Source organism: Phocaeicola sp., from assembly GCF_057861905.1.
Genome location: NZ_DBMACV010000002.1, coordinates 66,656 through 91,310, shown reverse-complemented (window position 1 = coordinate 91,310; position 24,655 = coordinate 66,656). Strand labels below are relative to the sequence as shown.

General features: G+C 43.0%; 19 protein-coding genes and 1 tRNA gene. 4 read left to right on the top strand and 16 right to left on the bottom strand.

The annotated features are described in order from the left end of the window. Positions 1-2 precede the first annotated feature (2 nt). On the bottom strand, positions 3-2,594 hold the full coding sequence (mutS, locus tag ACZM60_RS00900) for a DNA mismatch repair protein MutS (protein WP_340319834.1): 2,592 nt from the start codon (positions 2,592-2,594) through the stop codon (positions 3-5). A gap of 302 nt (positions 2,595-2,896) precedes the next feature. Between mutS and ACZM60_RS00895 the strand changes: the two genes are divergently transcribed. From ACZM60_RS00895 to ACZM60_RS00885, 3 genes are read left to right on the top strand one after another with little or no spacing between them, the layout of a single operon-like run. Next, complete coding sequence (locus ACZM60_RS00895; RefSeq protein ID WP_489520567.1) at positions 2,897-5,764, top strand: TonB-dependent receptor domain-containing protein; 2,868 nt, start codon at positions 2,897-2,899, stop codon at positions 5,762-5,764. Between the two features lie 14 nt (positions 5,765-5,778). After that, on the top strand, positions 5,779-7,209 hold the full coding sequence (locus ACZM60_RS00890) for a hypothetical protein (RefSeq protein ID WP_489520555.1): 1,431 nt from the start codon (positions 5,779-5,781) through the stop codon (positions 7,207-7,209). Positions 7,210-7,213: 4 nt separating this feature from the next. Continuing rightward, a complete protein-coding gene (locus ACZM60_RS00885) occupies positions 7,214-8,548 on the top strand; it encodes an alkaline phosphatase family protein (protein ID WP_418586949.1) in 1,335 nt (444 codons plus the stop codon). Between the two features lie 159 nt (positions 8,549-8,707). On the opposite strand, the gene ACZM60_RS00880 is transcribed toward ACZM60_RS00885, so the two are convergent. Further along, positions 8,708-8,778, bottom strand: a tRNA-Gln gene (locus tag ACZM60_RS00880). 131 nt (positions 8,779-8,909) lie between these two features. On the opposite strand from ACZM60_RS00880, the gene ACZM60_RS00875 reads away from it, so the two are divergent. Continuing rightward, positions 8,910-12,167 (top strand): S41 family peptidase, encoded by a 3,258-nt coding sequence (locus ACZM60_RS00875; protein ID WP_489520554.1) that lies wholly within the window; start codon positions 8,910-8,912, stop codon positions 12,165-12,167. An 81-nt stretch (positions 12,168-12,248) separates the two neighbouring features. On the opposite strand, the gene ACZM60_RS00870 is transcribed toward ACZM60_RS00875, so the two are convergent. The 14 genes from ACZM60_RS00870 to folK all read right to left on the bottom strand — a co-directional run bounded on the left by ACZM60_RS00870 (position 12,249) and on the right by folK (position 24,651). Further along, a complete protein-coding gene (locus ACZM60_RS00870; RefSeq protein ID WP_021970871.1) occupies positions 12,249-13,160 on the bottom strand; it encodes a Ppx/GppA phosphatase family protein in 912 nt (303 codons plus the stop codon). Between the two features lie 3 nt (positions 13,161-13,163). Beyond that, positions 13,164-15,224 (bottom strand): RNA degradosome polyphosphate kinase, encoded by a 2,061-nt coding sequence (locus ACZM60_RS00865; protein WP_021970872.1) that lies wholly within the window; start codon positions 15,222-15,224, stop codon positions 13,164-13,166. Between the two features lie 73 nt (positions 15,225-15,297). After that, on the bottom strand, positions 15,298-16,419 hold the full coding sequence (locus ACZM60_RS00860; RefSeq protein WP_021970873.1) for a glycosyltransferase family protein: 1,122 nt from the start codon (positions 16,417-16,419) through the stop codon (positions 15,298-15,300). Beyond that, positions 16,416-17,231: a UDP-2,3-diacylglucosamine diphosphatase gene (locus ACZM60_RS00855; protein ID WP_340319821.1), complete on the bottom strand. Its 816-nt coding sequence runs from the start codon at positions 17,229-17,231 to the stop codon at positions 16,416-16,418. The genes ACZM60_RS00860 and ACZM60_RS00855 overlap by 4 nt, the downstream gene beginning before the upstream one ends. 142 nt (positions 17,232-17,373) lie before the next feature. Continuing rightward, positions 17,374-17,562, bottom strand: a complete 189-nt coding sequence (locus ACZM60_RS00850; RefSeq protein WP_021970876.1) for a hypothetical protein — start codon at positions 17,560-17,562, stop codon at positions 17,374-17,376. A 174-nt stretch (positions 17,563-17,736) separates the two neighbouring features. Next, positions 17,737-19,029, bottom strand: coding sequence for a tyrosine--tRNA ligase (gene tyrS, locus ACZM60_RS00845; protein ID WP_340319822.1), 1,293 nt, complete (start codon positions 19,027-19,029; stop codon positions 17,737-17,739). Positions 19,030-19,104: 75 nt separating this feature from the next. Next, the gene (locus tag ACZM60_RS00840) at positions 19,105-19,632 is read right to left on the bottom strand and encodes a TatD family hydrolase (RefSeq protein WP_489520566.1); all 528 of its coding nucleotides are present in this window, start codon (positions 19,630-19,632) and stop codon (positions 19,105-19,107) included. A gap of 127 nt (positions 19,633-19,759) precedes the next feature. Continuing rightward, the gene (gene yidD / locus ACZM60_RS00835; protein WP_021970639.1) at positions 19,760-19,981 is read right to left on the bottom strand and encodes a membrane protein insertion efficiency factor YidD; all 222 of its coding nucleotides are present in this window, start codon (positions 19,979-19,981) and stop codon (positions 19,760-19,762) included. Further along, the gene (gene rnpA, locus ACZM60_RS00830; RefSeq protein WP_489520553.1) at positions 19,978-20,373 is read right to left on the bottom strand and encodes a ribonuclease P protein component; all 396 of its coding nucleotides are present in this window, start codon (positions 20,371-20,373) and stop codon (positions 19,978-19,980) included. Before rnpA ends, yidD begins: the two co-directional genes overlap by 4 nt. 86 nt (positions 20,374-20,459) lie before the next feature. After that, entirely contained in the window at positions 20,460-21,206 is a 747-nt protein-coding gene (locus tag ACZM60_RS00825) for a uroporphyrinogen-III synthase (protein ID WP_021970641.1), read from the bottom strand. Positions 21,207-21,210: 4 nt separating this feature from the next. Continuing rightward, positions 21,211-21,987, bottom strand: a complete 777-nt coding sequence (locus ACZM60_RS00820) for a DUF4271 domain-containing protein (RefSeq protein WP_340319824.1) — start codon at positions 21,985-21,987, stop codon at positions 21,211-21,213. A gap of 29 nt (positions 21,988-22,016) precedes the next feature. Beyond that, positions 22,017-22,604, bottom strand: coding sequence for an LOG family protein (locus ACZM60_RS00815; RefSeq protein WP_489520552.1), 588 nt, complete (start codon positions 22,602-22,604; stop codon positions 22,017-22,019). Positions 22,605-22,694: 90 nt separating this feature from the next. Beyond that, complete coding sequence (gene metK, locus ACZM60_RS00810; protein ID WP_021970644.1) at positions 22,695-23,990, bottom strand: methionine adenosyltransferase; 1,296 nt, start codon at positions 23,988-23,990, stop codon at positions 22,695-22,697. A gap of 178 nt (positions 23,991-24,168) precedes the next feature. Further along, positions 24,169-24,651: a 2-amino-4-hydroxy-6-hydroxymethyldihydropteridine diphosphokinase gene (gene folK / locus ACZM60_RS00805; protein WP_021970645.1), complete on the bottom strand. Its 483-nt coding sequence runs from the start codon at positions 24,649-24,651 to the stop codon at positions 24,169-24,171. Between the last annotated feature and the right edge of the window lie 4 nt (positions 24,652-24,655).

The window sequence follows — 24,655 nt, the reverse complement described above, 5'->3', positions numbered from 1 at the left end:
TATTATTTCCCCCTTACTATCTTCTTTATTTCGTTCAGCTTGTTCAGCGCCTCCAGCGGAGTCAGGTTATTCACGTCCAGATTCAGTATTTCGTCACGTATCTGGCACAGCACAGGGTCGTCGAGCTGGAAGAAACTCAGCTGTACTCCGTCCTGATGCACGGTCTTAGGCTCTACCTTATGGTGTGAAGAGATGCCTTCCTGACGGTTTTCCTTTTCCAACTGATGCAGAATCTCGTCGGCACGCTTTACGATGGTCTTGGGCATACCTGCCATCTTTGCCACGTGAATACCGAACGAGTGTTCACTTCCTCCCCGTTCCAGCTTGCGCAGGAAGATGACCTTGTTGTCGACTTCCTTCACCGAAACGTTGTAATTCTTGATACGCGGGAAGCTTTCTTCCATATCGTTCAGTTCGTGATAGTGTGTGGCGAAGAGCGTACGGGCACGGGCTCGCTTGTGCTCGTGTATATGTTCCACGATGGCCCAGGCGATGGAAATACCATCGTAAGTAGAGGTACCACGTCCCAGCTCGTCGAACAATACCAGGCTGCGGGGCGAAAGGTTGTTCAGAATATCTGCCGCCTCGTTCATTTCCACCATGAAGGTTGATTCGCCCACCGAGATATTGTCGCTGGCTCCCACACGGGTAAAAATCTTATCCACCAGTCCGATGTGCGCACTTTCGGCAGGTACGAAACAGCCTATCTGCGCCATGAGGGTGATCAGTGCTGTCTGTCGGAGCAAGGCAGACTTACCTGCCATGTTCGGTCCGGTGATGATAATGATCTGCTGCGTTTCCGTGTCGAGGTACACATCGTTGGCAATGTATTTTTCTCCTGCCGGAAGCTGTTTCTCGATGACCGGGTGACGTCCTTGCTTGATGTCGAGAATATCGTCGTCGGCAACCACCGGACGGATATATTTGTTGGCCCGGGCTGCGTTGGCAAACGACAGCAGGCAGTCCAGACGGGCTATTTGTGTCGCATTGATCTGGATGGCAGGGATAAACTCGGCAAGTTCTGCTACCAGTTCGTTGTACAGTTGGGTTTCCAGAATCAGAATCTTGTCTTCCGCTCCCAGAATCTTCTCTTCGTACTCCTTCAGTTCCTGCGTGATGTATCGTTCCGCGTTGACCAGTGTCTGCTTGCGTATCCAGTCGGCTGGAACCTTGTCTTTATGTGTATTTCTTACCTCGATGTAATAGCCGAACACGTTGTTGTAGGCTATTTTCAGGCTGGGGATGCCCGTCAGCTCACTTTCGCGCTGCTGTACTTGCAGCAGGTAATCCTTGCCCGAGTAAGCAATGTGGCGCAGTTCGTCCAGCTCCTGATTGACTCCGTCGGCAATCACTCCTCCCTTGTTGACCAGCAGCGGGGGATCGTTGTTTATTTCCTTGGCAATCTTGTCGCGGATGGAAGCACAGAGATTCAACTGCTCTCCTATCTTCCGCAGGCTTTCGTTGTCGGCATTCAGACAAGCATTCTTGATAGGCTCTATTGCTTGAAGGGCTACTTTCAACTGAACGACTTCACGCGGAGAGATACGTCCTACGGCAGCTTTCGAAACAATACGTTCCAAATCGCCTATCAGATGCAATTTCTCTTCGATAAAATCCTTGAAATCCGGTTCGCGGAAGAAATATTCCACTACGTCCAGTCGTTCGTTGATGGGCTTCACGTCTTTCAGCGGGAAGACAATCCACCGCTTCAGCAGACGGGCTCCCATCGGGCTGATGGTATGGTCGATGACATCGAGCAGGCTGGTTCCGCCTTCATTCATGCTGCCTATCAGTTCCAGGCTGCGTATCGTGAACTTGTCGAGGCGTACATATTTATCCTCTTCGATGCGTGCCAGCGAAGTGATGTGCCCGATCTGGTAATGCTGCGTCATATCCAGATATTGCAGAATGGCTCCGGAAGCAATGATACCATTCTTCAGATGTTCCACTCCGAAACCTTTCAGGTTCTTGGTTTCGAAATGTTTCAGCAGCTTTTCGCGGGCAGACGCTTCGGTAAACACCCAGTCGTCCAGCTCGAAGGTAAAGAACTTGTTGCCGAAATTACCTTCGAACATCGGTTTCTTTCCCCGTTCGAATAAGACTTCTTTCGGGGCAAAATTATTCAGTAACTTGTCGATATAGTCGAAAGGCCCTTCGGCGGTAAGAAATTCTCCCGTCGAAATATCCAGGAAAGCGACGCCGCAAGCTGTCTTGCCGAAATGTACGGCAGCCAGGAAGTTGTTCTCCTTATAAGATAATACATTATCGCTGATGGCAACACCCGGCGTAACCAGTTCGGTGATGCCTCTTTTTACCAGCTTCTTTGTGGTTTTCGGGTCTTCCAGTTGGTCGCAGATAGCCACACGTCGTCCTGCCCGAATCAGTTTCGGCAGGTACGTATCGAGTGCGTGGTGCGGAAATCCCGCCATCTCCACCGTCTTACCCTGTCCGTTGGCACGTTTGGTCAGCGTGATTCCCAGAATTTCGGAAGCTGTTACGGCATCTTCCGAATACGTTTCATAAAAGTCGCCACACCTGAAGAGCATGATTGCATCGGGATGTTTCGCCTTTAAGTCGAAATACTGCTTCATCATGGGGGTTAATACCACGTCATTGTCCTTAGCCACGGTTATTCCTTTCTTTTTAAGATTATGTTTAGGGACAGCAAAGATACTTCAAAAGCGTGAATACTTGGTATAAGAAAATGGAAAAATCTTTTTTCGAGGGTTCAAGGATGAAATAGATGCAATATCTTTTTAATAAAGTTTACAGCTTTTGAAATGTTTTTAGAACCATAACGTCATGGTTCTGTCGTTTGCTTGTAATTAGGGTCGGATACTTTTGCACCAGTTTTTAATGGGATTTGTTTATGAGGTATTTAGCTTTAACAGGAATCATGTGCTTATTGCCTTTTTCGGCATCTGCAAATTTATTAAAAGGAAAAGTAATAGACCAAAGTACGAAGGAGGCTTTGATTGGAGTGTCTGTAGCATTAAAAGGTAATCCCAGTATTGGGACTATTACAGACGTAGATGGTAATTTTTCTCTGGATGTTGATGCAACGAAAGCAACATTGGAGCTGACTTATGTAGGGTATGTGACAAAGGGAATCAGTTTATCGGAAGATAAGCAAGGGGTGGTTGTTGAAATGAATGAAGACAATTTCAAATTGGATGAAGTGGTGGTGACCGGACAAGGTGCTGAAATCAAAAAGAGACGTTTGTCATCGAATGTTTCGACGGTAAGTGAAAAAGATTTGGTGAAAATGCCACAAGGGCGTATTGATCAGATGCTACAAAATGCACTTCCGAATGTGCAGATAAACTTGTCAAATGGACAGCCGGGTACGACGTCTTTGATTAAGGCTCGTGGTCTTTCTTCTGCTTTTTCAAATTCTACTCCTGTTATTTATGTTGATGGAGTACGTGTGGATAACATGAATACGGGAGCAACATTGAATAACTCTTTGAGTGGAAATGCTGCTGCTACAGGTTCTATTGGGGATATTCCGATGGAAAATATAGAACGTATAGAATATGTGACCGGAGGTGCTGCTACTACATTATACGGTTCGGATGCTGCAAATGGAGTGATTCAGATATTCACTAAAAAAGGAGGTGAAGGACGTTTTAATGCTTCTGTAGAGGCTGAGTTGGGAGCAGATGTCGCATCTTCTCAGTTTTATCATTTTAAGCGTACGAAAGAATTGTTGCATCAGACTGGTTTCTCACAGAAATATCGTGTAGCTTTCGATGGCGGAAATGAAAAATATGGTTATAGTTTAGGAGCGAGTATGAGTAATAGTACCGGAACTTTGATACATAACGGGAATGAAGATAAGAAGTACGATTTGCGTTTCGGTTCTCGTCTGAAAATTAATAAAGCATTAGAATATCAGAACTCATTTGGTATGGTAGTGGAAGACTTCCGCCGTAGCCGTAATGGTAATCAGGGAGGATATACGGGATTGTGGTTTACGGAAGGTTCTGCTGCTGCTAATTTTGATTATGTAGATGAAAATGGGAATTCCGTTGGCTACAATCCGGATATTGATGCTGCAAGTGATTATGAATTTGCCCAGATGAAGGCTTTCGTCGATAAAGCTGAAGCTTTGCAGAATAATAAAGAATCTGTACGTCGTTTTCAGACATCTCAGTCACTTTCATTTAAACCTCTTCAGAATCTTACTTTTAAAGGGACTTTTGGATTGGACTATCGTTTGAATACGAATAAGAATATTACGACAAACGAGTATTTGATTCATACTCAGCAAAAGCCGGAAGGAACTTCGGATGCGGGTAGTATCAATAACTTCGACCGTAACTATTTAGGGCTTACCATTGAATTGAACGGACAATATAATTATCATTTCCGTGATATTCTGAGTCTGGTTACAACTGCTGGTTTTCAGTATTTCAGCACTTATGACCATCAGTCTGTGTATAATGGAACGAATGTCAGAGATGGTGCGCTGATTATGACTGGAGCTGGTACACAGAGTGCCGATGAATGGTTGAGCTATCTATATAATTATGGTGTATTTGTACAAGAGAACATTGGTATAAAAGATAAATATTATTTGGACTTAGGTTTGCGTGCAGACTATAACACTGCATTTGGTGATAATGTGGGTTGGCAATATTATCCTAAAATTGGATTGTCTTATCAGTTGTCGGACGAAGCGTTTATGAAATCCATTGTAAACAGTGGTATGCTGAATTCCTTCAGACTATTTGCCAATTATGGTATTGCAGGTAGTTATCCACCTGCTTTCGAGTATCAGAAAACAATCGCTGTGAATTCGTTCTTAGGTCAGCAGGCTGCTTCGTTCGGTAAGTATGGTAATCCGGATTTGGGACCGGAAAAGAAACATTCGTATGAAGTCGGCTTTAATACTGTATTGTTTAACCATTTTTTGAATGTCGGGTTAACTTATTATTATGCTCGTACCAAAGATGCGCTCTTTAGTGTTCCTTCGCTGCCTTCTTCCGGACAGTCTGCAAGTTATCTGGCAAATGTGGGTGAAATTGAAAATAAAGGTATTGAGCTGACGGTAGGTATGCAACTGGTCAATACGAAAGATTGGAATGTGCGTCTGAATGCGTCGGCTAATACAAATCACAATGTTGTTTTGAGTACGGGTGGAACAGTTCCTTTTGCAATCGGTGGATTCTCTTCACGTACGGTACAGACCGTAGTGGAAGAAGGAAAGCCTGTCGGTTTTATTCGTGGTTCGAAGGCGGTTTTGAATGAAGACGGTTCACTGAAAGAAGTTCTGGAGTTGCAAGATTTAGGAACAACGATACCTACTCTGTATGGAAACTTCTCATTGAATGTCGATTATAAAAATCTTTCATTCTTTGTAAGCGGTGATTATCAGGCTGGGTCGTACGTACATTCTTTCGACCGTCAGTTCCGTTTTGCAAAAGGTTTAAAGGATCCCAGCATACCGGATAAAGCACTTGAAGGAACAACACAAGGTGCGGCTTGGTTGAATTTTACAAACTTCTTCGTTGAAAAAGCTGATTATTTAAAGATTAGAAACATCGGGGCTTATTATACGGTTAAGCCGAAGAGGTATCTGAAGGAAATCTGTTTCGGTTTCAATGTATATAATCCATTCTCTTTTACGGCTGCTTCTGTCGATCCTGAAGCATTGTTGTCGGGCGCTCATTCTCAAGGAGCTGTAGCTACCGGAGGATTGAACTATTCTTCCTATTCTACTCCTCGTCAATATATAGGATCAGTTAAAGTTAATTTCTAAATAATAAAAGGTATATGAAAGCAATCAATTATATATTTCTGTCAGTTGCAACGTGTTTTACACTTAATTCTTGTGAGTTATTGCAGCCTGATGATATTATCAATCCGAATGTCGATGAAAATACGTTTTTAAATTCGGCAAATGCGATGCAGGCTTGGGTAAATGGAACGAATAGTTCTTTTGCTGAATCGATAGGTTCTTATTGTGAGCTGATGGAGATTATGTCGGACAATTATTTTAATAATTATTCTCAAAGTAGTAAGGTGTTCGATATACCGAAAATTCTGTATACAGACCTTGATGTTACCAATCTTCAGCGATATATAGGTACCATGCGTGAGTCTGCCGATTATGGAATCAATGTAGTGGCTCCTGTTGATGCAAAGACAAAGAAAAGCGATTTGTTTAATCTGTATTATATTAAAGCTTATTCGTATATACTTGCTGGAGAATATTTTCGCGCCTTGCCTGATGAGGATGGAGGTGATGTCAAAACTTGGGATGTACAACTTAAAACGGCTGTTGAGGTTTTAGACAAGGCTTTGGAATATGTAGAAACAGATGAGGATAGAGCTTTTATCCATACACTGAAAGCACGTGTTTATTATCGCTTGGGCGATGAACCGAATGCTGTGAATGAATCTCAGACAGCCTTGTCCTTTTCTGGCGATTTTGTAAAACAAGTACAGTTTGATGGAGTAAACAATATTCTGAATTCCATTCAGACTGCTACATGGGGAACCTGGTTCCAGCCGTTACCGAGATTGGATTTTCTGGATCCTAAGTATTTTAAGCTAACCAGTACGGAAGAACGTCCTATAAATATAGGAAAGGCAGAAGAAGATTATCTCATTCTGGCAGAAGCGGCCTTGGCCGATAATGATATTGACGGGGCTAAAGACTATATGAAGCAATTGCTTACTTTGGTTAAATCTCGTCCTGTTCAAACAGATTTGAATGATCAGTTGGAAGGAAGATTTAATGGAGGATACAAACATTATCCTAACAGTTCGGAATATGTAGTGGCGGCTTCTGAAGGTGAAGAATATCGTAGCGGATTGGTTTTAGACCGTCAAGCTCCTCATTTAATCAGTGTTCCGTATATTTCTGGAACATCTGTTTCTGAAGCTATGATAAATGAAACCAGTGGAGTAGATGAAACCTTAGAGTTATTATATTTAATGCGTCAGGAAATCTTCTTTGCTGAGGGAAGAAGAGTGGCCGATTTAGGTATTAAATTACCTGTTTGTGAGGTTGAGGCTGCTAATACGCCGTCGGCTCAGCCGTATATGGAGGCTCTTATTCCTTCGTTTATTCCATTGAACCAGGGTATGGATGATTTTACAATGGATGAAACAACTAAAAAGGTAACAATCCGTTATAATATGAATAAGATAATTGTTGAAAATAAATCATCTGAATATGTTGTGCCGTTCTTTAATTAATAGTTTGAACTATAGATTGTTTACTGTCATTCTGTTCTGTTTGGGATGGCTGTCGGATGCAGTTGCCGATAATTCGAAATATGTCATACTGATAACGATTGACGGAATGCATGCAGGGATGGTAACTGATCCGGAAATGCCTTCACCTTATTTAAAGATGATGAAACGAGAAGGTCTTTTTGTGGATAAAGTAAAAGGTGTACCTCCTACAGCTACTTATCCGTCACATACCAGTATTGTGACGGGAGCTCTTCCTGTTCATCATCGTATCTTTTATAACGCTCCGTTTGTTTTCAACAAAGATTCTGTGGTGAGTTATTGGTATGCAGATAGTATAAAGGTTCCAACTATCTGGCAGGCTGCTAAAGAATCTGGTTTTACTACAGCTTCCTTGTTTTGGCCAGTATCGACTAAATCGCGTTGGATTGATTATAACATTCCGGAATATTGGTCTGTAAAGCGTGTAGCCAATCAGTTGGATTTTATTAAGCCCGTTTGTACTCCGTCGGGTATATTGGATGAGCTTGAAGAAAATGCTGTTGGTCGGTTAGATCATTTGACTTTTGGGGCTGGTTCCATTACCCGCGATGCCCGTACAGCACATATGGCTAATTATATAATGAATAAATATCATCCTAATCTGATGACGATTCATTTGATAACGACAGACTATGCCCAGCATGCTACAGGTATGCAGTCGGAACGTACTCGAATGGCTGTTGCGAGTGCGGACCATGCAATTGGTTTAATTGTGGAGAACTTAAAGCAAACGCATCGTATGGATAGTACAACGATTATCGTATGTGGCGATCATGGCTTTTCTGATATAAATCGGGTAATTGCTCCAAATGTCTGGCTTACTCATGCGGGATTATTGAGTGAAAAGCCTGGAGGCGACTGGAAAGCTTGTTTTCATGGAAATGGTTCGGTGATGTTTTTATACCTTCGTGATTCTAATGATAAAAAGACTCTTGAAAAGGTTGAGAATATCATACAGAATCTTCCTGTTGAAACGCGCAGCTTGTTCAAGGTCGTATCTCAAAAAGAATTGACTGCAATGGGGGGAGATCCTAAAGTGGCTTTAGCATTAGAGCCGATTGCTGGAATCAGTGTCTCTACAAACCGTACGGGCGCCGATGTTCTTGTAAAGGAAGGTGGTTCTCACGGTTATTTCTCAGGGATTGACCCCACTTGTTTCATGGTATATGGATGTAGTGTATCAGATAAAGGAAAAGAGATACAAACCATGCGCCAGATAGATATTGCTCCTTATGTTATGCATTTGTTGGGTGTGGAATATAAGTTCGCGGATGGGAAACTTCCTCAGGAATTATTTTGATTAAGTATAGGCTCGTTTGAAAATATATTTTTAGAGATTTAGTTGTAAAAGCATTTTGGAAAAGGGTATATATTCCGATTGGAATGTGTACCCTTTGAGTTTTTATATAGAAAAAGCCCCGAAAGAATTATCTTTCAGGGCTTTTCTGTAGAGTTTCCGTTGGACTACCAAGATTCGAACTTGGACAAACAGAACCAAAACCTGTTGTGCTGCCATTACACCATAGTCCAAACTTTATTTGTTTTCCTCAGAAAACGTTGCAAAGATAAATGTTTTCGTCAATATAATCCAAATTATTTTTCACTTTTTTTTCTCTTCATGCTTTAATCGCTATCTTTGCGGAAACCAAAAATATTAATTCATGAAGAAATTGTTAGTAACTCTTGCTTTGGGAGCGAGTTCTTTTTCTGCCTTTGCGGTGACTCCGCTTTGGTTGCGTGATGTAACAATCTCTCCCGATGGTAAGGAAATAGCCTTTTGCTATAAAGGGGATATTTATAAAGTGAAAACTTCGGGGGGAGAAGCTGTGCGCTTGACCAGTCAGGAATCGTATGAATCGAATCCGGTATGGTCGCCCGACGGTAAACAGATTGCTTTTGCCAGCGATCGCTTTGGTAATTTCGATTTGTTTGTAATGCCTGCCGACGGAGGTGCGGCAAAGCGTCTGACTACTCACTCTGCTTCGGAAATTCCTTCAGCCTTTACTCCCGATGGAAAATATGTTGTTTTTTCCGCTTCCATTCAGGATCCGGCTTCGAGCGCGCTTTTTCCTAAGTCGGCTATGACCGAGGTTTATAAGGTACCGGTAGACGGCGGACGTACGCAACAGATATTAGGGACACCGGCCGAGATGATCAGTTACGCTCCGTCGGGTGATTTCTTCTTGTATCAGGATCAGAAGGGAGTGGAGAGCGAATGGCGTAAGCATCATACCTCGTCCATTACCCGCGATGTATGGAGATACGATGTAAAAACAGGTAAACATACCAATTTGACGGCCAGACCGGGCGAAGACCGTAATCCGGTGTTGAGTCCTGACGGCAAGCAGGTTTACTTCTTGAGCGAACGTAACGGTGGCTCATTCAATGTATATTCTTTCCCGATCGATGATCCGAAGAATATACAGCCGGTTACTTCGTTCAAAACCAATCCGGTGAGATTCCTTTCAATGGGAGCCGACGGTACGCTCTGTTATACCTACGATGGCGAGATTTATACGCAGTCGGTCGGTGGTAAGCCGGAGAAAGTAGCTATCTCGCTGGTACGCGATGATGAGGAATTACCAGTTTCCTATACCTTTACTCGGGGAGCTTCCGAAGCGGTTGTTTCCCCTGATGGAAAACAGGTGGCCTTTATTGTACGTGGAGAAGTTTTCGTGACTTCTGTGGAATATGGAACAACCAAGCAGATTACACATACTCCTGAAGCAGAACGGGGCGTTTCATTTGGTGCTGACAACCGTTCTCTGGTTTATTCCAGCGAGAGAGGGGGAAAGCGTGATTTGTATATTGCCAAGATCAGCCGGAAGGAAGATCTGAACTTCCCGAATGCTACTCTGATAGAAGAGGAACCATTAGTACCCTCTAAAACGTTGGAACGCGATTATCCGCAGTTCTCACCCGATGGAAAGGAAGTGGCTTTCATCGAAGACCGCAACCGTCTGATGGTGGTTAATCTGGATACTAAAAAGATTCGTCAGGTAACGGACGGTTCTACCTGGTATACTCGTTCGGGAGGATTCGATTATTCCTGGTCGCCCGACGGCAAATGGTTTACGCTTGAGTTTATCGGCAACAAGCATGATCCGTATTCGGATATAGGTTTGGTCAGTGCCGACGGAAAGGGACAGATTATTAACCTGACGAACAGTGGTTATATCAGTGGCTCTCCACGCTGGGTGATGGGTGGAAATGCCATCTTGTTCATTACCGAGCGTTACGGTATGCGTAATCATGCTTCATGGGGTTCGCTGAACGATGTGATGATTGCTTTCCTCAATCAGGATGCATACGATAAGTTCCGCCTGAGCAAGGAGGATTACGAATTGCAGAAGGAACTGGAAAAGGAGCAGGAAAAAGCTGCCCAAAAGGATGATAAGGCTTCCAAGAAAGACAAAAAATCGGACGATAAGGATGCCAAGGACGAAAAGAAGGTGAAGGATATTGTGGTAGAAACGGAAGGTATTGAAGACCGTATCATCCGTCTGACTCCGAATTCTTCTGACTTAGCTTCGGCCATTATCTCGAAAGACGGTGAGAAACTGTATTACCTGTCGGCTTTCGAAGATGGATACGATTTGTGGAAGATGGATCTCCGCAAACACGACACCAAGCTGTTGCATAAGATGGATGCAAAATGGGCGAATATGGAAATGGATAAAGAGGGTAAGAACTTCTTTATTCTGGGCGGAGGTACCATGCAGAAAATGGATGCTTCGTCGGAAAGCCTGAAGCCGATCACTTATACTGCCAGCATGAAACTGTTGCCTTCTGAAGAACGTGAATACATGTTCGATAATATGTACCGTGAGGAAAAGGCTCGTTTCTATAATGTGAACATGCACGGAGTGGACTGGGATGCTATGACTGATACTTACCGTAAGTTCTTGCCGCACATCAACAATAACTACGATTATGCTGAAATGCTGAGTGAGCTGCTGGGTGAACTGAATGTATCTCATACTGGTGGACGCTTTTATCCGGACTTGAAAACGGAATCGACTGCCGATTTAGGAGTATTGTATGACTGGGACTATACGGGCGACGGCTTGCGCATTGCCGAAGTTGTTGAGAAAGGTCCGTTCGACCGTAAGACTACCCGTGTCAAAGTCGGAACTATTATTGAAAAGATCGACGGCGAAGCTATCAAGGCCGATGAAGATTATGCTGCGCTGCTGAACGGCAAGACAGGCAAGAAAGTACTGGTATCGCTGTATGATCCGCAGACCAAGGAACGCTGGGATGAAGTGGTACGTCCGATTAGCCAGGGAACATTTAGTTATTTGTTGTACCAGCGTTGGGTAAAACAGCGTGCTGCCGATGTGGCAAAATGGTCGAATGGCCGTCTGGGATATGTACACATCGAATCGATGGACGACGAAAGTTTCCGTACCATCTATTCCGATATCTTGGGTAAATACAATAACTGCGAAGGTATCGTCATCGATACCCGTTTCAACGGAGGTGGCCGTTTGCACGAAGATATAGAAGTATTGTTCAGCGGAAAGAAATACTTTACACAGGTGATTCGCGGGCGTGAAGCATGCGATATGCCAAGCCGTCGCTGGAACAAGCCTTCCATCATGTTGCAGTGTGAAGCGAACTACTCGAATGCACACGGTACACCGTGGGTATACAAGCATTGTAACCTGGGCAAGCTGGTAGGTGCTCCTGTACCGGGAACCATGACCAGCGTGAACTGGGTAAGAATGCAAGATCCGACACTGGTATTCGGTATTCCTGTAGTAGGTTATCGCCTGCCCGATGGCAGCTACCTGGAGAATACACAGCTCGATCCAGATGTTTATGTATTGAATGCTCCCGAAACCATTGTGAAGGGTGAAGATACGCAGTTGAAAGCAGCGGTGGACGAACTGCTGAAAGAGATTGACAACAAATAATTTAATTTTTCTGCAATAAAAAAGTGGCGCCGGATTCAATTTCGGTGCCACTTTTTTATTTGTAACCGCCCTTTGCTGGGATCAGTTATTTTTATTTTGGATATAAAGCTCATCAATGATTCCGTCGGACAAACCGATTACCGGTACATGAATGTAAGTAGCCCCGATAATCTCTGCGATGGTGAGAAAAATGTCACCGGCTGGAACAATTACGTCGGCACGGTCAGGCTTTAACCCGAACTGTTCCATGCGTTCTTCCACTGAAAGTGCTTTCAGTCGGGCATGCAATTCCTGTAGCACAGAAACTTGCATTGTCATTTTTTTCTTGTTCTTCTTTTCAACAAGGCGGTATAGCTTGTTTATATTACCTCCAGAACCGATAATATTTGTTCCCGGATACGATTTGGCCAGTTCGGCTAAATCTGTTTTCAGGCGTTCCCATTCACTGTCTTGTACAGCATTGTTCAGAATACGTACTGTACCAATGTTATACGAACGGCTGCACACCAGCTGTCCTTGTGATAGCAGGTTGATTTCCGTACTGCCACCTCCCACGTCGACGTACATGTAGTTTCCCTCTTGATCTTCCATGTGTTCTACGTGATTATTGTAGATTATTTTTGCTTCTTCCTGTCCGTCGATTATATCGATATGTACATCTGTCTTTTTTTCAATCTGCTTGATGATTTCCAGTCCATTCTTTGCATCTCGCATAGCCGATGTAGCGCATGCACGGCAATGCTTTACATCATAGATTTTCATCAGGTAACGGAAAGACTTCATCAGGCGAATCATGTTCTTTTCTTTCTTTTCCGAGATCTTTCCAATCTTGAACACATCGAATCCCAGCCGGAGCGGGACACGTAGCATCAGTACCTTAGAGAAATGAGTTTCGCCTTGCTTTTCCTCAATTTCCTTTATCAGTAGACGTACTGCATTCGATCCTATATCGATAGCAGCATAGTTCGTTTTTCGAGTTTCGCTTTCGTTCATATTTTATATGTTTTCTGCTAAGTAGTGATTGTATAATGCTTCTTGAGAACGGAATGGTTCTTCTCCTTCCGTTTCTCTGAACAAGTTTTTACCACTTCCGTCAACAATACGTCCCTGCAAGGTATCTTTGAATCCGTATTCTACGATGAGTTTCATTTCCTCCTTGATGGCAGGATCGTATACCGGGGTGATTACTTCTATACGGTTATTCAAGTTACGTGGCATCCAGTCGGCCGATCCGATGAATACTTTTTCTTCTCCTCCCGAAGCAAATATGAAGATTCGTGAATGTTCCAGGTACCGGTCGATGATACCATTTATATGAATATTATCGCTTATGCCTTCTATGCCAGTTATAAGGGAGCAGTTACCTCTTACCACCAGTTGGATGTCTACTCCAGCCTGAGATGCCTCATACAACTTGTTTACCATCAATGGATCGGTTATATGGTTAATCTTGATTTTGATATAGGCTTCTTTTCCTGCTTTCTTATTCTTGATTTCGTTGTTAATCAGGCTTACAAACTTGTTTCTCATTTCGTTGGGCGAAACAAGCAGTTCCTTGAACTTCACCGGACTATAAGGGCGTTCGATAAAGTCGAATACCTGATGAACATCTTTCACGATACGTGGAGCCGCTGTCATCAGCATACAGTCTGTATACATACGTGCATTGCCTTCGTGGAAATTGCCGGTACTGATACAGGCGATGTCGGGTCCCTTTTTCATTTTGATGTGAGTAATCTTGGAATGTACCTTCAGTCCCTCTACACCGAATATTACGTTTACACCGGCATCCTGCATCTTTTTGGACCAGTTGATGTTGGAAGCCTCATCAAATCGGGCAAGCAATTCAATCACCACAGTTACCTTTTTCCCGTTGCGTGCTGCGGCCATTAGGGCTTTAACAACCTTCGATTCCTTGGCCAGTCGGTAAAGTGTGATCTTGATGCTTTGCACCTGCTTGTTTACAGCAGCTTCTTGAAGTACTCTGATAAACGAATCAAAATTGTGGAAAGGTACGTGTATAAATCGGTCTTTCTTCTGAATTTTTTCCAGCAGACTGTCTTCGCCGTCCAGTTCTTTCTTCAGGATTGACGGCCATTGCGGATACTTCAGGTTGCTTCGTCCACAGTCGGGAAATTTCATAAAATCCTTGTGATTCTGGTAGCGTCCGCTGGCTATTACCGTATCCAGAGCATCCAGATCCATTTTCTTCAATACCCGTCTTAACATATCCTTGGGCATGCATGAGTCGTAAATTACACGCAACGGTTCTCCGCGGCGACGGCTCTTTACTCCTTTCGATATTTTCTGCAATGTACCTGTCCGCAGGTCATTGTCTATTTCCATTTCAGCGTCGCGGGTAAACTTGAAGGCATATGCTTGAAAGTCGGTAAATCCTAATCCTTCGAAAACCAAAGGCAGACAACAGCGGATGACGTCATCCAGGTAAATCAGGTAACTCTTTTCTTCGTTGTCCGGCAGGCGGATGAAGCGTCCGCAAATATTGACTGGCAATTCAAGGAATGCGTAATCGGCAATTTGTTTGTTACCCTGCTGCCGGCTGACTTTTACAGCCAGATAGATATTCTCATCGTTTTCGAAGTCGAAATACCGGATGGCAGAAAACCAGATAGGGATAATGGAACCACTCAGTTTCTCTTTGTAGTATGAGCGGATAAATTCCAACTGTTCGGGAGAAACTTCCTTGTCCGATATCAAAAATATATTTTCTTTTTTCAAATCCTCGGTAGTTTGATGGATAGCTTGTTCAAACACCTTGGTATATTCCGTATTTTGTTTGCTGATTTGCTTGATCAGCTTTTTAGCATGTTCACTCTCTTTTACTGTTGATTTGTCCGAACATTCGGCAATACGGTTCTGCGTAGCCATACGGACTCTGAAAAATTCATCCAGATTGTTTGAGTAAATTCCCAGGAATGTCATACGTTCCAGTAAGGGAACATGTGGGCGCGCCGCTTCCTGTAAAATGCGGCGGTTAAAGTACATCCAACTGATATCTCTTTCCAAATAAGGAAGTTCTTTTTTCTTCTGTGCCATAGGAAACATATTTTTTGTAAAGAAAAAAAATAAATGTTACAAGCGTATGACAAAAGAAGAGATTTTTGATATTCTATATAAATTCTTCTACCATATACATTTGTTCTTCGAAATGTGTAGGGACCAGACTTTCCAGTTCATTCAGAATAATACTTTCGGCCGATTGTACCCAGTAGGTAAATTTAACGTTCGGCTGATAGGTCTTTGTGAATTCCAGCAAACGCTCCAGATTGAAATTGTTATCTATTATTCCTGCCCCGTTTTGCATGGCATCGTATGCGTTGCATTCCTGTTCGATATGTGCCGGTACCATCAAGATTGGTTTTCTGAAATACATTGCTTCACAAATAGATTCAAATCCGGCTGTACTGGCATACGCCTTACATCCAGCCATTTGCCGTAAGAAGAGTGTGTCGTCCAGTTGATAAAACGATAATGTATCGTCTATTCTCTTTACGGGCTCTTCTTCCCATCTGTCCCAGAAAAAGCGGAGTTGTACTTCCGGACATTTCTTGTGCCATTCATATACATTTTCTGCAAATCCGGCGTTGACCATATAGCCATGAATGTAATTATGTTGAGAAACTTCCTGATAGAAAATATCCTGTCTTAACAAAGGAGGGACTGCAAAGATATTCCGTTTTTTATCCGGATTCATGGAACGGAACGACAGGGCAAGACGTTTCGATGCACCTAACGACGTCAGTCGGCTGAACATATTCAGGAGAAACAGTTCCGTTTTGTTGATGGAAGCCGGCAACTGGAAATCTTTGTGGAGAAACAGATATTGATGTCCGATACATACCAGCGGTGCAGACGGGCGGAACAGAAAATATGTAAATCCGGTCAGCAGCTCGTAGAAGTTGATTACAATATCTGCCTGACTTTCTTTGATACGTTGATGAATGAAGCGCATGCTTTCAGCGTATTCAGGTAATTTCAGTAAGTTATATAACAGGCTGTAAGGTATATTGGCACGTTTATTCGAGCGTGTAGGTAGAAAATTAGGGCTGGAGAATTGTTTAATCGGTGCCTGTATGTTGCGTGTAAAGAAACCTGGCAGTCGCTTCGACAAGTTTTTTCCAACCAGTACTTCCGTTACATGATAACCATGATTTGTAAGCAGTCTTTCCATTGCGATGGCTTGAGTCAGATGGCCTCTGCCCTCTCCTTGAACAATAAATAAAACTTTCATGATGCAGCAGGGATAAGTGTTAATACCATATTGTTGTCTTCCATATCTTCATTTTCATTTGCCATATCAGGAGTATAATACAGAATATTCCAGTTGCCGTTCTCATCTTCCGTCAGTGCCGACATGGTTTCTACCCAGTCTCCTGAATTCAGGTAATGTATTCCTCCTATCATTTTGTTTTCCGGGTGATGGATATGCCCACATATCACCCCGTCACATTGCCGTTTACGGGCAAATTCAGCCAATACTTTTTCGAAGTCGGAAATGTATGAAACGGCCGATTTAACTTTCTGTTTAATCTCCTGCGAAAGCGAATAGTAGGGTTTTCCCTGCTTGATACGCCAGCGGTTGTACTGACTGTTCAGCCAAAGTAACAGTGTATATCCGATATCTCCCAGCTTAGCGAGCCATTTCATTTGCGTAGTGACCTTATCGAACACATCTCCGTGAGTTACAAAATAATGCTTGCCGTTACTTTCCAGCATATACTCCTTCACGATACTCAGTGTGGCAAACTTCAGCGGAGCCAGATTATCAATAAAATCATCGTGGTTCCCTCTTATATAAATGACTTCCGTACCACAATTTTCCATCATCTTCATGATGATTTTGAAAAAGCGTGTATGCTGAGGCTTCCATTTCCCAGAGCCGAATTTCTGCAAACTCCATCCGTCAATAATATCCCCGTTCAGTATCAGTCGGTCGCAGTCGGTTGTACTCAGCAGGTTGCATACCTGTTCCACCTTTGAGTGAGAAGTACCTAAATGAATATCAGAAAGTACGATAGTGCGAAAATAACGTCGTGATTCCATAATGCGTCAGTTTAATGTCCGTATTGATAAAGTTTGTATCCTAAATAAAAAAGATACAGTGAAGAAATAAAAATCATGACCAGAAAGACAAAATACGCTTTTATCCGGTCGTCCGATAATAAGTTTTTCATGATAAAAGATTTTATGCCATAGCTTCTTGATACAATTCGTTTATCTCTTCCAGAAACTCTTCTTCCATTACTTCCAGGTTTTCCAGAGCCTCTTCTTCGCTTTCTCCATAAGCACAGCACTGTTCGTGCGTCAGCAGGTAAGCGTAATAATTGCCTTCCGGTGTATACGAAATAGCATATTTCCCAGCGATAATATCCATAATGCATCCCTTTTTAAAAACTACCTAAAAGTAGATGCTTGCTGTTACGTAGTGATGTATAAGAAGTTACTTTTCTGTTAAGACTTTTCTTTTTTATCCGTACGGACAAAAAAATCCCTCACCCGATAGGGGCGAGGGATTACGTAATATTCTTTTGTCTGTTTATTTATATCATTATTTTGCTATCAGCAAATAATAATTCTTTTTGCCACGCTGAACCAACAGATACTTTTCATCCAGTAAGTCGGCAGCGGTGATTACCTGGTCGAAGGCAGTCAGTTTTTCCTTATTAAGTGAAACACCTCCACCCTGAACCAGTTTACGCATTTCTCCTTTTGAAGCAAATACAGCAGCCTTTTCTGTAAACAGGTCTACAGCCTTGATACCAGCTTCAATTTCAGTTTTTGCGACCTCAAACTGTGGTACACCTTCGAATACCGATAACAATGTATCTTCGTCCAGTTTTTTCAGAGCATCCGAAGTAGCGTTACCAAACAAGATTCCCGAAGCTTCTACCGCAGCTTCATAGTCTGCTTCCGAGTGAACCATGATAGTAACTTCTTTAGCCAGACGTTTCTGCAATACACGCAGGTGCGGAGCCTGTTCATGTTCAGCAGTCAGTGCTTCGATTTCTTCTTTAGGCAAAGAAGTGAAAATCTTGATATAACGTTTGGCATCATCATCGCTAACGTTCAGCCAGAACTGATAGAACTTATAAGGAGATGTATATCGCGGGTCGAGCCAGATGTTTCCTGATTCTGTTTTACCGAACTTACCTCCGTCGGCTTTTGTAATCAGCGGACATGTCAGAGCAAATACTTCACCTCCGTTGGTACGGCGAATCAGTTCAGCTCCCGTTGTAATGTTTCCCCACTGGTCGGAACCACCTAACTGAAGTTTACAGTTCTTTGTTTCATACAGATGCAGGAAGTCATATCCTTGCAACAACTGATAAGTAAATTCTGTAAATGAAAGACCGTCGCGTGCTTCTCCGTTCAAGCGTTTCTGAACCGATTCCTTCGCCATCATATAGTTTACGGTAATATGTTTACCTACCGTACGGGCAAAGTCAAGGAAAGAGAAGTCTTTCATCCAGTCGTAGTTGTTTACCAGTTCTGCACGGTTCGGGGCATCCGATTCGAAGTCGAGGAATTTGCCCAACTGCTTCTTGATACATTCCTGATTATGGCGCAATGTTTCTTCGTCCAGCAGGTTACGTTCCTGTGATTTACCTGAAGGGTCGCCGATCATACCTGTTGCACCTCCTACCAGGGCAAGCGGCTTGTGTCCGCAGCGCTGGAAATGTCGCAACATCATTACACCACACAGATGTCCGATATGTAACGAGTCAGCTGTCGGGTCAATACCCAGATAGGCTGTAACCATTTCCTTTTCCAGCAATTCTTCTGTGCCCGGCATCATGGTGTGCACCATTCCGCGCCATCTTAATTCTTCTACAAAATTCATCGAATGAAATTCTTAGTTTAACATAATAAATTGATTGATAAGCAAAAGTACGACTCTTTCTCTGAATAACCAATTTTATTTCTTAAAAAAGAGATAGTTAATTGTTTCCTGTACCTTTGCAGTGAATGCTTCCAGACCGGCTGTACGTTCTTGTGCGGCCCTTCTGTACAAGTTTTCTATCAGTTCAGTACTTTCGTCGGTTTCCAGCAGCAGCCTGTCTTCCGGTATTGTCCGTAGTGCTTCCGGTTGGTATTTTTCACCGAATGACAAATAAAATCCTTGCCTGATGAAACTTTCTGCCAACTCTTTTTTACCCCGGAATCCATGAATGATCCAGGCATTGTGCGGGCACAATTGTTTCTTGAGAGTAAATAGTTCTTCGGTAGCTTTTACCGCATGTATCAGCAAAGGAAGCTGGCGTTCTTCAGCAAGTAAGGCAACATTTCGAAAAGCTTCTACCTGCAAGTCAAAAGGTGTTGTACAGCGTTTGTCCAGTCCGGCTTCTCCCAATGCAATCACCCGCTTGTCATTTACCATTTCATGTACCCATTCCACTTGTTGGTGGTAATCCTCCCTTGTGATATACCACGGATGTATCCCCACAGACAAAAACTTCGCTCTTGGAGGAACAGGAACATCCCTTAACGAACAGCTCAATAATGCCGTAGCTGTGTCTTGGGGTAATCGATGTGTATGGACGTCGAGCAACATTCCGACAAAAAATTAGGTCTTACGGTACCGGATCATATCCGGAACCTCCCCACGGATGACATCGCAGCAGTCGCCGTATGGCAAGATACAGCCCCTTGAACGGTCCATGCTTTTTGAGTGCCTCTATGGCATACTGTGAGCATGTCGGAGTAAATCGGCAGGAAGGTGGTGTAAAAGGAGAAATACAATTCCGGTAAAAATAAATGGGAATCAATAATATATATGTCAGTAGCTTTTTCATAGCATACGCTCCACTGTAATCTGAAGCAGTTTTTTCACTTTTTCTTCTACCTCGGCCGACTCATGCAGTTCATTGTCCAGCCAGATAAAAGCTATAGCCGCCTTACGGTTGGCCGCCTTCAGCGGTTCTGTAAGCAGTGCCCTATATTTACGGTAAGCCTCCCGTATCTGACGTTTTACCCGGTTGCGTTTCACAGCCCGTTTGAACCGTTTCTTAGGAACACTGATCAAGACCGATAGTACAGGAAGCTCATCTCCCTCTACAGGCATATATACGATACGCAGAGGAAAAGCCGGAAGCGATTTACTTCCGCCCGCAAACAACTTTTCAATGAGAATTACACTGTTCAGTCGTTCTGTTTTATGAAATGTATGCTTTTCTTGTTCTGCCATAATAAAATAATTTAGGCACGGAATACTTCCGATACGCGAAAAGAATATCCGTGCATTCGTGTAATCCGTGCCTGAATATGATAGATTTATGCGTTATGCTTACGGATAAACATATCCAGTGCAGCTGTCATTGAAGGAGCTGCTGCTGTCGGTGCTTCCAAATCCAGACGCAAACCAGCATCTTTTACAGCCTGAGCTGTAGTCGGTCCGAAACTTCCGATAGCGATATCTTTCTGCTCAAAGTTCGGGAAGTTCTTTATCAGCGACTGAATACCCGCCGGGCTGAAGAAAATCAGCATATCATAGTCGAACTTCTCTTCCGGAGTGAAGTCATTACTTACTGTACGATACATAATTGCTTCTGTATGCTGTATCTTGTTTTTATCGAGTAAGTTTTTGATTTCATCGTTGTGTACATCCGACATCGGGATAAAGTATTTTTCAGTGTTATGTTTTACAATCAGCGGCAGCAAATCTGCAAATTTACCGGTTGCTCCGAAGAATACTTTACGCTTGCGGTATTGCACATACTTCTGAATATAGAGGGCTATCGTTTCCGACGTACAGAAATATTTCATAGTTTCCGGTATTGTGATTCGCATCTCTGCGCAAAGACTAAAGAAGTGGTCAATTGCATGGCGCGAAGTAAATACAACGGCTGTATGATCCAAAATAGAAACTTTCTGTTGTCTAAATTCCTTTGCCGATAAACTCTCAACTTTTATAAACGGGCGAAAATCTATTTTCACGCCGTACTTCTCAGCAATGTCGAAATAAGGCGACTTCTCTGATGTAGGTTTAGGCTGAGAAACGAGAACTTTTTTAATCTTCAATGTCTTAAATTTTTAAAACCAAAATATTGTTTATATAGGTTATCCCTTTCCAAAACAGTATTAAGGGGATGATTTCGAGTGCACAAAAGTACAGAATAAAATGCATAAAACCATAAACATGTTTGAAAAAGTTTCTAATGGACTTATAAAATAACAATATTTTAGCAAAAAGCAGTAGAAACGCGATTAATATCTTACTCGTTTGAAGGCTTAAATTGAAATAGATGATAAGTAAAACGACCGGAAATAATAGGAAACTGACTCCGCTGATAAGGTCAAAATACGTCTGAATCCAATATTTATTTCTTTCTTTGTCAAAAAAAATCCAATTGACAAACTCGTATGCTGCCCACTTGACAGTGATATAAAGCAAAGCCGCTCCGATGTAAATTCCCAGCAATAGTTCGTTCGTGACCAGCCGCATCAGCATCAGATTTGTTTCGGAGGTATACTCATAAATATATAGTCCTGCAAGGGTAGTTGTAATAAGCGTCAGTGTAAAGGCATACCGGTTGCTCGAAGCAGATGCTTCGTCGAACAAGCTGAACCGTTCTTTATATTGGAAAAGCGCCTTTATCCGTTGCAGTACATACTTCTTTCCGTTTTTCAGCGAATACGAAAACAGGATAAAACAAATCAGAATAATTCCCGTTACGGAAGCATCCGAACGCAACTGATAGGGTAATGGCTGTCCCTGCATACCGGCCTTCTGTTCAGTCTGTATGCTTGCGATCAAGGCCTGGTCGAGCTGCTGATGCTGCTCGTCCGTTTTTTCAGCCATATACTTTATCCCTATTTGGCAGACGTTGCTCATATCGCGGCAAATTTACGAATTTCTTTGCTCCATATCGGTGTATTATATAATAAATTTACAGCCTCTTCGGGGGTATTTGCCACATGCCAGATTGCTCCATGTTCACGGCGCATGAAATTCTGTTCGATAGCCTGTTCCAGCATCTCTAACAATGGGTTGTAAAAGTTGTTGATATTTAAGATAACAATAGGCTTCAGATACAGTCCCAACTGCTTCCAGGTGATAATTTCCAGCAGTTCCTCCAGAGTGCCGCATCCTCCCGGCAGTGCAATGATTCCATCCGACATATCTGCCATGATACGTTTTCTTTCATGCATGGTTTCCGTTTCAATCAGTCGGGTCAAGCCCTTGTGATGCCATCCCTGCTCTACCATGAAATGTGGAATAACTCCAGTAACCGTTCCCCCGGCCTCTAAAGCCGCATCACTGATAGCCCGCATCAGCCCCAGGCATCCTGCTCCGTTAATCAGATTAATATGCTGTGAGGCGAGTATTTCTCCCAGTCTATGAGCCGCATCAAAATACGACTGGTCTATTTTAGTGCTCGAGGCACTATATACACATACATTTTTAATATTGTTCATCAGTATATATTCAAGAATAAAAGACAAAAAAATGAGGAATACACCTGCCGGAATATTCCTCATCCATTTATGTTTCTGCTTAACAATCTGTTATTTTATTCCGAAAGCAGCTTTAACCTTATCTACATAATCCAGCTTCTCCCAAGTGAAGAGTTCTACCTCTACATCCTTATTACCTTCGTATGCCGATTCAAAATGTTTTGTAACCACTTTCGGTTCACGTCCCATGTGTCCGTAAGCCGCAGTTTCACTATAAATCGGGTTACGCAGTTTCAGGCGTTCTTCGATAGCACGTGGGCGCATGTCGAAAATCTCGTCCACCTTCTTTGCGATTTCTCCGTCGCTCATTGCTACTTTGCTGCGTCCGTATGTATTAACATAAATGTTAATTGGTCGTGCAACACCGATTGCGTATGAAACCTGAACCAGTACCTCATCGGCAACACCGGCAGCTACCAGGTTCTTGGCAATGTGACGAGCCGCATAAGCAGCACTACGGTCTACCTTGCTGGGGTCTTTGCCAGAGAACGCACCACCACCATGAGCACCTGCACCACCGTATGTATCCACGATAATCTTACGTCCGGTCAATCCCGTATCACCGTGCGGACCACCGATAACGAATTTGCCGGTCGGATTTACATGATACTTGATCTGGTCGTTGAACAGTTTCAGGACTTCCGGATTATGAATTTCCGAGATAACGCGTGGCATCAAGATTTCGATAACATCCTTGCGGATTTTTGCCAACATTTCCTCGTCTGCTTTCAACTGAGCCTCTTTCGAGTCGTCAGTCGGTTTGATAAATTCATCATGCTGCGTAGACACCACAATCGTATCGATACGTACCGGGCGGCGGTTGTCATCATATTCTATGGTTACCTGGCTTTTAGAGTCCGGACGTAAGTAAGTCATGACCTTACCTTCACGGCGGATTTCAGCCAGTACCATCAGTAACTTATGTGCCAGATCGAGTGACAACGGCATATAGTTTTCAGTTTCATTGGTAGCATAGCCGAACATCATACCCTGGTCGCCGGCCCCCTGGTTCATCGGGTCTTCGCGTTCCACTCCACGATTGATATCAGGACTCTGTTCGTGGATAGCCGAGAATACGCCACACGAATTACCTTCGAACATATATTCGCTTTTGGTATAGCCAATCTTGTTGATAACCTCACGTGCCACACGTTGCAGGTCGATGTATGCTTTCGTTTTCACTTCTCCTGCCAGTACCACCTGTCCGGTAGTTACCAGCGTTTCGCAAGCTACTTTTGAACTGGGGTCATAAGCCAACAGTTTGTCAAGCACAGCGTCGGAAATCTGATCCGCCACTTTATCGGGGTGTCCTTCCGACACCGATTCGGATGTGAATAAATATCCCATGTCTTTACTATTAAAAGGATTAGTTAAATATTATCCGTGTACGGACAGAGTAGAAATTGTATCAGGGAAGGGTTTACTATGTGTTTTAGCATTTTTTTCCGTGGTTGCAAGCTACTCAAATCTTTCCACTTTTATTTTCGGGTGCAAAAATACAGATATAAATTGGAATAATTACAAATTATTCTTCTTTTAACATAGCTTTATACAAAGTATATAGTTCCCCGATGGTTTGTTTTAATACCGGATGTACTACGTTTCCAGCAATTTCAGCCAGTGGTTCCAGAACAAATTCCCGTTCAGTCATCAGTGGATGCGGTAAAGTCAGTTCCGGTGACTGCAAGGTGACCTCTCCGTACATCAGCAAGTCGATATCAATGATACGATCACAGTATACACCATTTTTCGATTTGAGCGTTCTGCCCAGTTCCTTTTCAATCGTCTGAGTCAAATGCAGTACCTCCTCAGGCGTCCGTTGTGTTTCCACACAAGCAGCTGCATTCAGAAAACTATTTTCCGAAACAAATCCCCATGGAGCCGTTTCATAAAAAGAAGATAGGGAAGTCACCTTCCCTATCCTTTCATTTATCAATTGAACAGCAATACGTAAATTTGCTTCTTTATTGCCCATATTCGTACCCAGACCTAAGTAAACCTTAGCCATAATT